Below are 14,602 nucleotides of genomic sequence, written 5' to 3'. Positions count from 1 at the left end.
ATTAGCTAAATTCCCAAAACGTTATAATGATGCCGTTAAGAAGTTTATTACACTTATTTATTCTCGCCGCAATTTGGGGCGCCTCTTTTTTATTTATGCGTATGGCAGCAGCCAGTTTAGGACCAGCCATACTCATTGAGCTTAGAGTGGGGTTTGCTGCGCTAACACTTTTTTTAGTCGCATTATATTTAAAACGAGCGTCAGTTTTTAAAGAACTTGCTTTTAAAACTCACCATAAACATTTCTTTATTATTGGCGCACTTAATTCTGCTTTTCCCTTTTTGCTGTTCGCTTATGCCGCTCAAACACTCAATGCATCAACCTTGTCTATTTTAAATTCGACAACACCTATATGGGGTGCCGTTGTTGGAATGTTTTGGGCCAAGACAAAGCCAACCAAAAGTGTACTGCTAGGTTTAATTTTAGGGTTAACAGGCGTTGTGCTGTTAGTCGGACAAAATCAGTTTAGTATTCATTCAGACTCATTAATCGCAATTATAGCGGCGCTGTGTGCGTCACTCAGTTATGCCATTGCATCACACTACACAAAATACGCACCTAAATTAACTCCATTTAATAATGCACATGGTTCAATGTGGGCGGCAAGCTTTATGGTTTTACCACTAATTTTATTTATGCCGATACGCGAAATGCCCTCCACCAGCGTTATGCTAGGAGTACTTACACTTGGCGTTGTATGCACTGCATTAGCCTATATCTTATTTTTTAAATTGATTGATGATATTGGCCCAACATCTGCACTTACTGTGACTTTTTTAATTCCTTTATTTGGTATTTTCTGGGGGCACCTAATACTTGATGAAACCATTGGTTCTAATACCTTGCTTGGTGCATTTTTTGTGATCAGCGGTACAATGCTGGTGACAGGATTTTTTAATAAAAAACTAAAAGTAAAAAATACAAATATATAAAATTAGGTATAAGACATGAAAAAAGGCGCATTAAGCGCCTTTTATGTCCTTTGGGCAGAACTGTGTATTGACTTATAGTGCAGCGAATACTTCATCTGTTTTTGCAGCACAGATAAAATCATTCTTATGTAGCCCTTTAATAGAGTGGCTCCACCATGTAACTGTTACTTTGCCCCACTCAGTTAATAAACCAGGGTGATGGCCTTCTATCTCTGCCATATCACCTACTTTGTTTGTAAATGCGATGGCTTGTTTAAAGTTTTTAAATTTATAAAGTCGCTCTAATTGCATAATACCATCACGTACTTCAGGCACCCAGTCTGGGATCATTTTAATTAACTCTGCGAGCTCTTCATCCGATACTTTTGGAGCATCAACGTGACAGGCTTCGCATTTTTGTGCGCTTAATGATGACATCTTAAATCCTTAACTTGCTAATTTTTCTTTAGGAGGAAATTTTGGGTCGTGTAACCCTAATTCTTTTGCTTGCTCTACTAATGCCATAATATCCAATTGTGAAATATCAAACAAATCATGGATAGAATTAATGGTGTAGTACAAAGGCTGCATAATATCAATTCGGTACGGCGTACGTAATACGTCAAGTACATTCATTGCGTTGATTTCAGGCGTATCTGAATACACATACTGTGTTTCGCCAGGGCTTGATAAAATACCACCGCCATAAATGCGCAGTCCATCGTCTGTTTGCATAAGTCCAAACTCAACGGTAAACCAGTACATACGTGCTAAATAAACACGGTCTTTCTTTTGCGCTGCATAACCTAGCTGTCCATATTTATGCGTAAATTCAGCAAAATCTGGGTTTGTCAGCATAGCGCAATGACCAAATATTTCATGAAAAATATCAGGTTCTTGTAAATAATCAAACTCTTCGCGACTACGGATAAATGTCGCAACTGGAAATTGCTTGTTCGCTAATAAACGAAAAAACTCGTCGAAGTCAATTAACGCAGGTACTGGCGCTACTTGCCAACCTGTTGTGGCTAGCAGCACTTCGTTGAGTTCACTTAATTGTGGAATACGATCATGGGGCAAGTTTATTTTTTTTAGGCCTTCCATGTATTCATTACAGGCTTTGCCTTCAATGCATTTAAGCTGACGCGCGACCAGTTCTGACCATATTTTATTTTCTTCATCGCTCCAATGTATCACACCATTTTCATCTGGTGTTCTGGAGGTGTATTTACTTGCTTTAGCCATTATAACCTTCTTGGTGTTAAACCGAACCTGTTGCAGTGATACTAAGCAAATGTAAGCCAAAGTTTAATAGCAGAGCCAATATCTGCGCAGGCCATTAACATGCCGTTTGTACACCTTTATATACACTAAAAAACAGTTAAGTTTACACACCAAGTAGAGCAAAGGCTAAAAGCGATTGTTACCGTAAACATTTAATTACAAATCAAGTTATACAAGTAAAGGCGCGGTTAAGATCACTTATAATATCGTTAACATCCTCTAAGCCAACTGAAAGTCTAATTAATCCATCACTAATACCAGCCGCTGCACGCTCTTCTGGAGTATAAGGTGAGTGCGTCATCGATGCAGGATGTTGAATAAGTGTTTCCGCATCCCCTAAGCTTACTGCTAGCGTGCAAAGCTCAGTGCTATTAATAAACTGCTCGCCATCTTTAAGGCTGCCTTTAAGCTCAAATGCAATAACACCACCAGCCGCCTTCATTTGATTACCAATAAACTTAAACCCAGGGTGTGACTCTAGACCCGGGTAATAAACCGTATTCACTTGTGGGTGTTGTTCTAAGAACTCGGCAATTATTTGCGCACTTTCACAATGGCGCTGTATTCTGATCGCCAACGTTTTTAAGCCACGATTAATCAACCAAGCGTCATGGGGGCTGATGGTCGCCCCAATATCTTTGAGCACCGTCATCTTAATTAATGTAATGTGCTCTTGACTACCACACACAAGCCCTGCCACAACATCACCATGACCATTTAAGTATTTAGTCGCGCTGTGAACAATTAAATCTATGCCATAATCAATGGGCTTTTGCAGTAACGGTGTGAGAAAGGTGTTATCGATCACACTGATTAAACTATGTCGTTTTGCAACTTGCCCTATTAGCGCTAAATCAATTATTGCCATGGTTGGGTTTACAGGTGTTTCAGCAAAAATCATTTTTGAATTAGGTTTTATAGCATCACGCAATGCCTGCTCATCAGTCATATCTACAAATGTGACGTCAATTCCCCAGCGCGGCAACATGTGAGCAAAAAAGGCAAACGTACAGCCATATAAGGCACTTGATGCCACTAAATGATCACCTTGCGATAAGAAGCTTAATACCGACGCCGAAACAGCCCCCATACCGGTCGCTGTTGCAGCTGCCGCTTCGCAGCTTTCTAACTGCGCCACTTTTTGTTCCAGTTCGGTTGTTGTTGGATTGCCTAATCGAGTATAAATATACCCCGGCTCTTCACCTGCAAAGCGTGCAGCTCCTTGTGCGGCGCTGCTAAAATGAAACGTTGAAGTTTGATATAAAGGTGATGTGAGTGCACCATGAGGATCGTTGGCTTTTTCAGGACCATGGATGCACTGGCTGTCGATGTGGAGTGTATTCATTGTTATTGCTCATTTTAATTATTATCAATAGGTCATAATTAAACGTATCGCGCTCTAAAGCACAAGCATGCCGGATGCTCAGATGGCTAGAGTATGTACAGGATCTTAGGGAGACTGTACATATATGTTGTCAGTCCCCCTTTTTGTTACTCCTCTTTTGATACAGACGGCTTTCGGCCCATGATTTTACTGGCAATTAATTGCGCTGTTCCTTTAAGCAAACTGCGCTTATGCTCAAGTCGCGGTAACGGACGACTTAGCTCCATAGCTTTATAACCGATCCGTGCGGTAAATATCCCAGCACTTAAGCCCTGTGCTGCACGCCCTGATAATTTGCCTAAAAGTTCAGCACTCAGCGCCGTTGCAGCTAAATCAGATACTAACTCTGCACTACCAACAAACATCACTTGTTTGATCAACATACGATAAAGTTTAATACGACTGGCGTAACCAAAACCGATACCGTAGATTTTGCCTATTTGCTCAATCAATTTAGTGCCACGCCACAACACTGCCATCATATCCACCAACGCCAGAGGGCTCAATGCCACTAACAAACCCGACTCAGTAGCAAAGCGGTTAATGAGCTTTTTAGCTTGCGTATCTTGCTTCACTAGTAAACTATCGGCGTACAAAGTCATAATTTCTTTATCACTATGATGACTATCAATACTTGCTTTAAATTCATCAAATCCTGTTAACTGCTGATGCTTATTAAGCTTTTCAAGCCAAGGCAATGCCCCGCCTACTTGCTCACTATTGAGTAAACGGTCTGCTTCATGGCGATGTAATTGATTGCGTTTTAAGCTACGTAACATTCTATACTCACGCCACAGTAAACGCCCTAATAACAATACACCGCTGAGCACAGCTATTAAATATACGCAACCAAAGATGATTGATTGCTGGAAGGTAATAACCATTGAAAATATAAACTCAAGGAGCACCAAGCCAATAAAGCTCACAGCAAATACCCCTTTGAGGGTTTGCCATTTTGACTTTTTATACACTGGGGCTAAATCAATATCAGCTTCAGGTAGATCATCAACACTGTGCTCATACTCACCTTGATCAATCACTTTTGCAGTGGTTAATTCGGGCTCTTTTTCTAATGGCTCTGGCGCAGTATCAATACGTCGGCCAGCTTGAAAACGTGAAGCTGTCTCGCTCATGTTAGTTTATCTCCTAAAAGGTACTGCATGACATGATCTAAACGTATATGTTTTAGCTGTTTGTCAGGGCTTGGCATTGGCGAGAATGATAAAAACTCAAAACCATGGCTTGGCCATTCATCTTTATTAAGCATTCGCATTGGTGGTTGTGGCGGTAAATAAGTTAACCATTGCGACTCTAATAACGGCAAGCCATAAATACAATTAAGTGTTTTGCCTTGTTCCGTCACTTGTTTTGGCATGGTGGCAGTGATTGATGACATTGCCATTGTTTCAATTTTTACACCATCAAACTTTAAGTGGTTACTTTGCTCATGAACTAATGAATCCAGCAGTAGAGCCAAATCTTTATGATGAACACCACTTATATGGTCTGATTTATTGGCCGCAAAAAGTAACTTATCTATATTCGGTTTAAATAAACGTTTTAAAAAGCCTGTTTCACCATAATTAAAATGTGCGAGTAATTGCTTTATTACATCGCCCTGCTCTTGCAGTGTTTCAGGTCCTTCATTCAGCGCGCTCAGTACATCTACTAATACAATCTGCCTATCAAAATGTCGAAAATGTTGGCTATAAAAAGGCTTTACCACTTCTTTTACATACGCATCAAAGCGTTTTTGTAAATGCGCTAAATTAGAACCCGCAATCGCGTCCTCTGTATAGCCTGCAACTGGAAAAAACAGTAACAGTGGTGCGCCTTGAAGTTCTCCAGGCATTAACATCCGCCCAGGTTGCAACATGGCAAGTTTAGTGTCTTTTTTAAGGCCAACAAGCAAAGCTTGATATTGTGTGGCAATGTCACTTAACGCGCTCTCATCTACTGGCGCATGTAAATCAAGGGCTGCAAGTGCAGTTAAAAATGCCTGTGACTTTTCCACTCGTGGAGGCTGTTGCAATAACGCGTATTGTTGCTCACTCCATTGCCGATAACTTTGCTGTAGCATAGGTAAATCCAGCAACCACTCACCGGGGTAATCAATGATATCTAGATACAAAGTTGACTGCGGTGAAAAGTGTCCTCGTAAACCGCTATCGCTACGATACTTGATTGCAAGGCGCAGGGTATTAATACGCTCAGTAGATGACGGCCACCTTGGTTGCCCTTCTGTAGGCAGTAATGCACTCAAAGCTTTAGGATAATCAAAAGTAGGAATTGTCAGGGCTTCTTGTGGAACTATTCTTGTAGCGATATGACGCTGCTGTTGCATAACATCAAAAAACGGTAAGTTTTTTTCATTCGCCTGGCTAGTCAAATGTTTCACTAAAGCTGTAATGAACGCAGTTTTACCACTGCCACTTAAGCCTGTAACTGCTAATTTTACATGCTGATCTAAACTGCGATGTACGGCTTTTTGCGCTCCGCCCTTTATTTTTTTTAATGTGCTTTTTGCAAATGAAGTGTTAATCATAATGATTGAGCACCTCAGCGGCATAAGTATTAGGCAGCTAAAGTGCTATTGAATCCTTTAAAGCTTATTAATTTCACGGCTAACCGTAAACTCGGTTGAAGTAACGTAGCGTTCCATATCTTGTAAACGTATATCAACACGATTTAAACGATCTTTCAAATCTTGTAAAGCGCGACGAGGCGGCTCACCTTTTTGCCATACTTTAAATTTTACTTCTAACGGATCGTCATGCTTACTTGACTGATCTTTAAACTGTGTCGACGAGTCTTTTTTGTCTAAAATAAACCAGGCTGCAATATACGCCACTACAAATAATGGACCGCCAGTCAATAAGACTGCACTGACAAATATAATGCGAACTAACCATAACTCCATATTGAAGTAATCACTTAGCCCTGCACATACACCCGCTATTTTTCCACGTTGTGGGTCTCTTAATAATTCGCGTTTGGTACTCATACTTTACGCCTCCACTGTGGTGCCTCTTGATCAAGCAATGCTTCTAATGTTTCAACTCTGTCGGCCATTTTTTCAGCTTTTTGTGCAAGTTCCAGCAGCTGGCGATGTTCGTGTTCGCTCAAGCCTTGGCTTACTTGTTTTTTACTACGATAATGTAAAATCAACCACAGTGGCGCGACAAAAATCGTAAACATAACAAATGGTACAATTATTACCTCTGAATCAAACATAACCCTCTCCTGACAATCCGTATTTGATAGTTTAAGCAGGGGCACACGGGCCCCATATATTTTTATTTATCAGCTAACTTCTTTTTGAGTGCTGCTAACTCGTCATCAATTTGCTCATTTTGTTGCAAGTCTGCAATCTCATCAGCCAATGACTTTTTACCTAAATCGTACGATTCTACTTGTGATTCTAGACCATCAATCTTCGTTTCGTAACGTTCAAAGCGATTAAGGGCATCTTCAACTTTAGAGCTATCCAATGCTTTTTTCACTTCAAGGCGTGACTCTGCAGAGCGTTGACGTAAGATAATCGCTTTTTGACGCGCTTTTGCATCTGCAAGCTTATCTTGTAACGTACTCACTTCTTGCTGTAATTTGTCAATGTGTGTTTCGACATGACTTAATTCACTTTCAACGGCTGCTACCGCTTCAGCAGATTTTTGCTTCTCAAGTAATGCTGCACGAGCTAAATCATCACGATCTTTACTCAATGCGAGTTCAGCTTTATCTTGCCACTGAGCTACTTGCGCTTTTAATGTATCTACACGACGCACTAATTCTTTTTTCTCTGCTAACGTTTTAGCTGAGGTTGAACGAACTTCAACTAACGTGTCTTCCATTTCTTGAATGATAAGACGTACCATTTTTTCAGGATCTTCTGCTTTATCTAAAATGGCATTGATATTAGAATTAACGATATCTGCAAAACGCGAAAAAATTCCCATAATATTTACCTCTGTGATGTTTAACTTAATTGGTCTACAGTTACTGTTACAATATGCTTGCCAACTTTATAAAATATAAAATACATTAATACTTTCAAAAAGTTAAACTAAAAATACAAATTCCTTTAGTTCTCTGCAATTATGAAATACACTAACAGTTAGTAAAAATGACTAAGAGTTAGGGAATATGAGCCAATTTCGCCAACAAGACAATTTACTCGGTCAATCAGACAGCTTTTTAGCTGTGCTTGATCAGGTTTCGCAGCTAGCAAGTTTAGATAAGCCGGTCCTTATTATTGGTGAGCGAGGCACAGGTAAAGAACTAATAGCAGCCCGCTTGCACTTCTTGTCAAAACGTTGGGAGCAAAGCTATATTAAACTTAACTGCGCTGCATTGAACGAAAACCTACTTGAAAGTGAGCTGTTTGGTCATGAAACAGGTGCATTTACAGGGGCGAGCAAACGCCATGAAGGACGATTTGAACGCGCAAACGCCGGTACACTTTTTTTAGACGAACTCGCAAACACTTCTGCGATGGTTCAGGAAAAGCTGCTGCGTGTCATTGAATATGGTGAGTTTGAGCGAGTCGGTGGTAAACAAACTATAAAAGTCGACACCCGATTAGTATGCGCTACCAATGAAGATTTACCTTACCTAGCTGAACAAGGCGAATTTAGAAGCGATTTACTCGATCGCCTAGCATTTGATGTTATTACACTGCCACCGCTGCGAGAACGCCAAGAAGATATTATGCTGTTAGCTGAGCAGTTTGCAATCAACATGGCGCGTGATCTTGAATGGCAATTATTCAGTGGTTTTACTCGTAGTGCTGTTGATATTTTACAGTCATATGAGTGGCCCGGTAATATTCGTGAGCTTAAAAATGTAGTGGAGCGAAGTCTGTATCGCCACGGCAATGAACATATCCCCGTTCACCAGATTATTTTAGACCCTTTTGAAAGCAAGTTCAGACCAAAACATCGTATTAAAGCACCTGTAAAAACACTCGAAGCCGCGCCTATTTTAACTACGCCAAATGAGAGCGTGATCACACATAGCGCTGCCCCCATTCAATTTCCGTGTAGTTTAAAAGATCTTTCCAATGAATTCGAAATCGATTTAATCAATAAAGCGCTTGAGCACAGCCAGTTTAATCAAAAGAAAACTGCAGAAATACTCGGTTTAACGTATCATCAATTACGAGGTTATTTAAAAAAATATAACTTACTAGATCAACAGTCATAGTCAGGGGCTAAGCAAGTGTATAAATTGTTACTTGGTATTATTACGCTATGCCTTACAGGCTGCCTAGATACCAAAGAAAAAACACTCGAAGAAAAAAATCAAGGCTTAGTCTATTGCGCTGAGGCAAACCCCGTATCGTTTAATCCTCAGGTTACAACCACAGGCTCAACCATTGATATCATTGCAAATCAGTTATATGACCGTTTGATCAGTATTGACCCTATTACGGCAGAGTTTAAAAGTGAGCTGGCAACTGATTGGAAAATAAGTCCAGATGGAAAGTCGGTCACTTTTACCTTGCGTAAAGATGTAAAATTTCATACTACGTCTTACTTTACCCCCAGCAGAGATTTTAACGCTGACGATGTGATATTCACCTTTAGCCGTTTATTTGATGTCTATAATCCATACCATTTTGTTGGCGATGCCAATTACCCTTATTTTCAAAGCGTGGGGATAGATCAGCTAATTCGGCAAATTGTCCGTGTATCTGATCACCAAGTCCGGTTTGAATTATTTAATGCAGAGAGTAGCTTTTTAGCCAATATGGCAACAGACTTTGCTGTTTTGCTGTCTCGTGAATATGCCCTGCAGTTAAAAGAACGCGAGCAAACCAACTTATTTGATCAATATCCGGTTGGCACTGGCCCTTATATTTATAAAGAATACAGACGTGATCATTTGGTTCGTTACTATCGTAACCCTGACTATTGGAAGCACAAAGTTGTTCTAGAGCAATTGGTTTATGACATTACACCTAATGGCACAACCCGTATTGCAAAAATGCTCACTAAAGAATGTGATATCACCGCCCACCCAAGCAGTACACAACTGAGTATTCTTGCTCAACGTGATGACATTGTCGTACAAAAAGAGACTAACCTTAATATCGGGTACTGGGCGTTTAATACACAGCGTCCACCATTTGATGACTTAAGAGTACGTAAAGCCCTTGCTCATGCCATTGATATTGAAAAAATTATGCAAGCTGTGTATTACGGTAATGGCATTCGTGCAAAGTCTATTCTGCCGCCAACATCATGGGCATTTCAAGCACAAACTAAATTACCGGGATTTGACCCTGATTTGGCAAAAAAACTATTGGCCGATGCAGGATTACCCAACGGCTTTGATATGACTATTTGGGCAATGCCCGTGAGCCGTATTTATAATCCCAATGCACGAAAAATGGCTGAGCTTATGCAAAGTGATTTACGACAAATTGGTATAAACGTGAGCATTATAGAGTACGAATGGAACACATTTATTCAACGTATTGGTGAACACCGCCACGACAGCGTCTTACTTGGTTGGGCAGCTGACACCCCAGACCCCGATAACTTTTTTAGTCCATTGCTCAGTTGCACAGCAACCTTTAGTGGTAAAAATCCAGCAAATTGGTGCAACCCTGAGTTTGACTTATTACTCACTCAAGCCCTCGACACAACTGATTTGGCAATGCGCAAAACATATTATCAACAAGCTCAAACTATGATTGTCCAAGAGTTACCATTGCTCCCACTGGCACATGGTATGCGCTTCCAAGCACGCAGTGCTGACGTTGAAGGGGTTCAACTTGGTCCGTTTGGGGCTATTTCCTTAGCAAATGCGAGGAAAAAATAATGATACTTGATTATATAATGCGCCGCTTAGGTTTATTACTTTTTATGATGGTAACGCTCAGTGTGTTTACCTTCTCCTTGAGCTATTTATTTCCAGGTGACCCTTTAAGTAATTTAAGTGGCATTACTAATACAAGCTTTTCACAAACGAGCGAACTACAAGATAAGTATCAATTTAACGACAATTATTTAATGCAATATTTTGCTTTTTTAGGACGTATTTTGCAAGGTGACTGGGGGCTTTCATTTGCCTCTGGAGACAGTGTTTTTAGTCATATTATCGATTTATTTCCAGCCACATTAGAGTTAAGTATTTACGCCTTAGTTATTTCTGTCACCTTTGGCGTACCTGCAGGGATTATTGCTGCGGCATACCAAAAAAGCTGGCCTGATAAACTGATAAATTCAACGACTCTTATTGGTTATTCAATGCCTGTTTTTTGGCTAGCCTTACTCCTTATTATGGTGTTCTCACTGCAACTAGGGTGGTTTCCGATGTCTGGAAGAATGGGGCTGCTCTATGAAATCCCCTCGCAAACCGGCTTTATTTTACTTGATATAGCGCTGGCTGACTTTCCATATTCAGGCATGGCTATGCTAGATGCATTGCATCATTTAACACTGCCCACAATTGTATTAGCCATGTACCCAACTACCGTGTTAGTTCGTTTCACCCGAGACTCAATGCTCAATGTACTCGAACAGAGTTATATTAAAACCGCACGAGCCAAAGGCCTAAACCGTGCCCAACTCATAATGCACCATGCACTGCGTAATGCACTGCTGCCTGTAATAAAACAAATTGGTTTACAGTTTAGTACCTTGATCACCCTGGCGATGATCACTGAAGTTATATTCTCGTGGCCAGGCGTTGGTCGCTGGCTAATAGATAGCATTTACCAACGAGACTACCCTGCTATACAGGGTGGCTTATTGGCCGTATCAATGTTTGTGATCCTTGCAACCATTGTTGCCGAACTCACCTATACCTTATTCGACCCGCTGTCACGGAACCAAGCGCATGGCAAAGTTTAATTTATTTTCAGAAGAGTCGAATAAGTCGCCATTAGCGCGGTTTTGGCGCAAATTCAAATCCAATCACCCGGCAGTTGTTGGGTTATGGCTTTTTAGTGCTTTTGCAGTTCTCGCTGCCGCCGCTCCATTGATTGCCCCCTATGGCGTGAATCAGCAGCACAGTGAAGCACTGCTGATCCCTCCTTCATGGCATGAAATGGGCGATGTGCGTTTTATACTTGGTACAGATGACCTAGGCCGAGATGTGTTATCAAGGTTAATGAATGGCGCAACCTATACATTTGGACTCTCAATTGTCGCAGCATTACTAACAACGGTCATTGGTGTGGTAGTTGGCACGTTTGCAGGGATAAGCCGTGGCATTCGCTCTAGCTTTTTAAATCACCTTCTTGATATTACATTATCAATCCCATCTCTGTTATTAGCTATTATCATTATCGCAATTTTAGGCCCTGGGTTAATGAACACAGTGTGGGCGATTATTCTCGCGCTGCTACCACAGTTTATTCATTCTGTGCGCAATCTTATAGTGACTGAGCTAAATAAAGATTACATCACTGCATTTAAACTTGATGGCGCCTCTAATTGGCATATTCTCTCGCGTGGGATTTTTCCAAATATTTATGAACACATTGTGGTTATTTTTACTATGGCTTTATCAACCGCTATTTTAGATATTGCCGCATTAGGATTTTTAAAGCTAGGTGCTCAACCCCCCACCACTGAGTGGGGCGCTATCTTAGCAGAAAACTTAGGTTTAATTTACCTAGCGCCATGGACTGTGGGCTTACCGGGTGTATTACTCTTTTTAGCGGTCCTATCTACTAACTTAGTTGGTGATGGGCTGCGACAAGTACTAAAAGCACGAAAGGCAGACTAAATGCAATTACTCGACATTAGAAATCTAACCATAGAGCTGCGTACATCTGATACCGTAATACGTGCCGTCGACAGAGTGAGCCTGAGCCTCAAAGAAGGTGAAGTGCATGCATTAGTTGGTGAGTCTGGATCCGGAAAAAGCTTAATAGCAAAAGCTATTGTTGGAGTTTTAAATGAACGCTGGCATATCACCGCTGACCGAATGCACTGGCGCGGTGTTGATTTAATGCGCTTATCAAGCCAACAACGTAGAAAAATTGTTGGCCAAGACATTGCTATGATCTACCAAGATCCAAGTCGTTGCCTTGATCCAACGGCAAAAATATTTGACCAAATAGCTGAAACCTTACCGGCAGTGCACAGTTCAGGCTTTTTCTTAAAGCGAAATCGAGAACGTAAAGATAGAGTCAAAGCATTAATCCATAAGGTCGGTATAAAAGATCATGAAAAAGTACTTACCAGCTACCCGCATGAACTTTCTGAAGGTGTCTGTCAAAAAGTAATGATTGCGATGGCTATTGCACGAACGCCAAAATTACTCATTGCGGATGAACCAACAACGGCACTTGAGAGTACGACTCGGGCACAGGTTTTTCGATTATTAAAAAGTTTAAACCAACTTAAGAACATGTCGATTTTAATGATTTCCCATGAGCTAGAGGAAATTGTAGACTGGTCTCACGGAATACACGTTCTATATTGTGGACAGATGGTTGAAGCTGGCCCTACACAACGTATATTCTCCCATCCTCGCCACCCTTATACACAAGCATTGTTAAAAAGCTTACCTGATTATGAGCATGGCCTTGCTCATAAAGAACCGTTTTACGCACTCAAAGGCACAATACCTACTTTGCAGCATTTACCAATTGGTTGCCGCCTTGGTCCTCGTTGTCCACAAGCACAAAAAGCCTGTGTAGTGACTCCCCCATCAACAAAGCAGCATGGTCATAGCTATGCGTGTCATTTTCCATTAATTAAGGCTATGAAATAATGCAGCCACTATTAAAGGTGCAAGCCTTATCTAAAAGCTTTAATTTACGTGCAAGCTTATTTTCACGTAAACAATTTAGTGTCCTAAAAAATATTTCGTTTTGCTTAGAAAAGGGGGAAACTCTGGCAATCATTGGCGAAACAGGCTCTGGGAAAAGTACTTTAGCAAAACTTTTAGCAGGCGCAGGCACCGCCGATAGCGGGCAAATATATTTAGACGGTAATATTATCGAAGACAATGGCGTAAGAGATACACAATGTCGCCATATTCGTATGATATTTCAAGATTCAGAAGCTTCTCTTAATCCTGGTTTAACCATTGGTGACATGCTTGATGATTGCTTACAATACAACACATCATTAGATAAAGAGACGCGGGTTGAAAAAATTAAGGTCACTCTGGCTAAGGTTGGCTTATTAAACGATCACCAACATTATTACCCTCATATGTTCAGTGGCGGTCAATTACAGCGTGTTGCATTAGCAAGGGCGTTGATTCTTGATCCAAAGGTTGTGGTGCTTGATGAAGCGTTATCATCTTTAGACCCTTCTGTACGAGCTCAAACCGTAAATTTACTACTTAAATTACAACAAGAAACTGGCTTAAGCTATATTTTAATAACACATCATTTAAGTCTAGTGCGCCACATTAGCGATCAATTAGTCGTACTTGAGCATGGTGAGATTGTTGAATATGGAAGAACTGAAGATGTTTTCCAAGCACCTAAGTCGCGCGTAACACAAAAACTATTTAACTGCTGACCCTCAATATATGCGCGAGGCGACCCGCGCATAAAAATATACCCATTAAGCAGGTTGAATTAATGATTCAACAATTTTTAACGCTTTAATTTCATTTTCATCAGTAATGCCGTCAGCTTCAATAACTTGTTTAAGTAATTCTAATACAAACACCCTCATTGATTGATCTACAATATGCGTCATTCGATGCTGAATAAATGACTCAATGTCATCACTTTGTACAGCCAAAACACATTTACTTGTCATATCAATAATGTAGTTATCAAGGTTAATCGCTGAATTCCACTCAATCTTATGCGCCCATGTTTCAACAACAGTTAACTCTTCCTCTGCAATCGAACCATCAACAGCGACAAATAGTAATGCAAGATCTAACAGTGATTCTTTTTGTAACTGTTCAACACAGATACCCATATCAAAATTATTTAATAGCTGCTCGAATTTCATAACGATCCTTTGATAAAATTTGCGTTTAAGCACTGAGCTTATACCAAAGTACATTAAAAAGTAACCTAAACAAGTTTGCTAAA

At 40.5% G+C, this 14,602-nt stretch carries 16 protein-coding genes; 7 read left to right on the top strand and 9 right to left on the bottom strand.

Going from position 1 to position 14,602, the window contains the following annotated elements; genetic code table 11:
• Window positions 1-29: 29 nt before the first annotated feature.
• A complete protein-coding gene (locus A7967_RS03090) occupies window positions 30-932 on the top strand; it encodes a DMT family transporter (RefSeq protein ID WP_054206319.1) in 903 nt (300 codons plus the stop codon).
• Between the two features lie 72 nt (window positions 933-1,004).
• Here A7967_RS03090 and A7967_RS03085 read toward each other — a convergent pair whose 3' ends face one another.
• The 8 genes from A7967_RS03085 to pspA form a co-directional block, all read right to left on the bottom strand.
• Window positions 1,005-1,349, bottom strand: a complete 345-nt coding sequence (locus A7967_RS03085; RefSeq protein ID WP_054206318.1) for a 4a-hydroxytetrahydrobiopterin dehydratase — start codon at window positions 1,347-1,349, stop codon at window positions 1,005-1,007.
• Between the two features lie 9 nt (window positions 1,350-1,358).
• Window positions 1,359-2,156 (bottom strand): phenylalanine 4-monooxygenase, encoded by a 798-nt coding sequence (gene phhA / locus A7967_RS03080; RefSeq protein WP_054206317.1) that lies wholly within the window; start codon window positions 2,154-2,156, stop codon window positions 1,359-1,361.
• 202 nt (window positions 2,157-2,358) lie between these two features.
• Window positions 2,359-3,540: a methionine gamma-lyase gene (gene megL / locus A7967_RS03075; protein WP_054206316.1), complete on the bottom strand. Its 1,182-nt coding sequence runs from the start codon at window positions 3,538-3,540 to the stop codon at window positions 2,359-2,361.
• 146 nt (window positions 3,541-3,686) lie between these two features.
• Window positions 3,687-4,712 carry a TIGR01620 family protein gene (locus A7967_RS03070; protein ID WP_054206315.1) on the bottom strand — a complete coding sequence of 342 codons (1,026 nt, stop codon included), beginning with the start codon at window positions 4,710-4,712 and terminating at the stop codon, window positions 3,687-3,689.
• The gene (locus A7967_RS03065) at window positions 4,709-6,124 is read right to left on the bottom strand and encodes a YcjX family GTP-binding protein (RefSeq protein ID WP_197279086.1); all 1,416 of its coding nucleotides are present in this window, start codon (window positions 6,122-6,124) and stop codon (window positions 4,709-4,711) included. Before A7967_RS03065 ends, A7967_RS03070 begins: the two co-directional genes overlap by 4 nt.
• Window positions 6,125-6,181: 57 nt before the next feature.
• Complete coding sequence (gene pspC / locus A7967_RS03060) at window positions 6,182-6,583, bottom strand: envelope stress response membrane protein PspC (RefSeq protein WP_054206314.1); 402 nt, start codon at window positions 6,581-6,583, stop codon at window positions 6,182-6,184.
• Complete coding sequence (gene pspB, locus A7967_RS03055) at window positions 6,580-6,813, bottom strand: envelope stress response membrane protein PspB (RefSeq protein ID WP_054206313.1); 234 nt, start codon at window positions 6,811-6,813, stop codon at window positions 6,580-6,582. The genes pspC and pspB overlap by 4 nt, the downstream gene beginning before the upstream one ends.
• Before the next feature lie 62 nt (window positions 6,814-6,875).
• Entirely contained in the window at window positions 6,876-7,535 is a 660-nt protein-coding gene (gene pspA / locus A7967_RS03050) for a phage shock protein PspA (protein WP_054206312.1), read from the bottom strand.
• Between the two features lie 187 nt (window positions 7,536-7,722).
• Between pspA and pspF the strand changes: the two genes are divergently transcribed.
• The 6 genes from pspF to A7967_RS03020 are packed head-to-tail and all read left to right on the top strand — an operon-like array spanning window position 7,723 to window position 14,072.
• Window positions 7,723-8,781, top strand: a complete 1,059-nt coding sequence (pspF, locus tag A7967_RS03045; protein WP_054206311.1) for a phage shock protein operon transcriptional activator — start codon at window positions 7,723-7,725, stop codon at window positions 8,779-8,781.
• A gap of 15 nt (window positions 8,782-8,796) precedes the next feature.
• Entirely contained in the window at window positions 8,797-10,404 is a 1,608-nt protein-coding gene (locus A7967_RS03040) for an ABC transporter substrate-binding protein (protein ID WP_054206310.1), read from the top strand.
• The gene (locus A7967_RS03035; RefSeq protein ID WP_054206309.1) at window positions 10,404-11,438 is read left to right on the top strand and encodes an ABC transporter permease; all 1,035 of its coding nucleotides are present in this window, start codon (window positions 10,404-10,406) and stop codon (window positions 11,436-11,438) included. Before A7967_RS03040 ends, A7967_RS03035 begins: the two co-directional genes overlap by 1 nt.
• Complete coding sequence (locus tag A7967_RS03030; protein WP_054206308.1) at window positions 11,425-12,318, top strand: ABC transporter permease subunit; 894 nt, start codon at window positions 11,425-11,427, stop codon at window positions 12,316-12,318. The genes A7967_RS03035 and A7967_RS03030 overlap by 14 nt, the downstream gene beginning before the upstream one ends.
• Window positions 12,319-13,311 carry a peptide ABC transporter ATP-binding protein gene (locus A7967_RS03025; protein WP_054206307.1) on the top strand — a complete coding sequence of 331 codons (993 nt, stop codon included), beginning with the start codon at window positions 12,319-12,321 and terminating at the stop codon, window positions 13,309-13,311.
• Complete coding sequence (locus tag A7967_RS03020; protein ID WP_054206306.1) at window positions 13,311-14,072, top strand: ATP-binding cassette domain-containing protein; 762 nt, start codon at window positions 13,311-13,313, stop codon at window positions 14,070-14,072. The genes A7967_RS03025 and A7967_RS03020 overlap by 1 nt, the downstream gene beginning before the upstream one ends.
• Before the next feature lie 45 nt (window positions 14,073-14,117).
• On the opposite strand, the gene A7967_RS03015 is transcribed toward A7967_RS03020, so the two are convergent.
• Window positions 14,118-14,519, bottom strand: coding sequence for a hypothetical protein (locus A7967_RS03015; RefSeq protein WP_054206351.1), 402 nt, complete (start codon window positions 14,517-14,519; stop codon window positions 14,118-14,120).
• Between the last annotated feature and the right edge of the window lie 83 nt (window positions 14,520-14,602).

The sequence above is a fragment of the Pseudoalteromonas neustonica genome, from assembly GCF_001653135.1.
In the GTDB taxonomy this organism is placed as follows: domain Bacteria; phylum Pseudomonadota; class Gammaproteobacteria; order Enterobacterales; family Alteromonadaceae; genus Pseudoalteromonas; species Pseudoalteromonas neustonica.
Note: the sequence above shows the minus strand (reverse complement) of the source record. Positions and strands in the feature narration are given on the sequence as shown.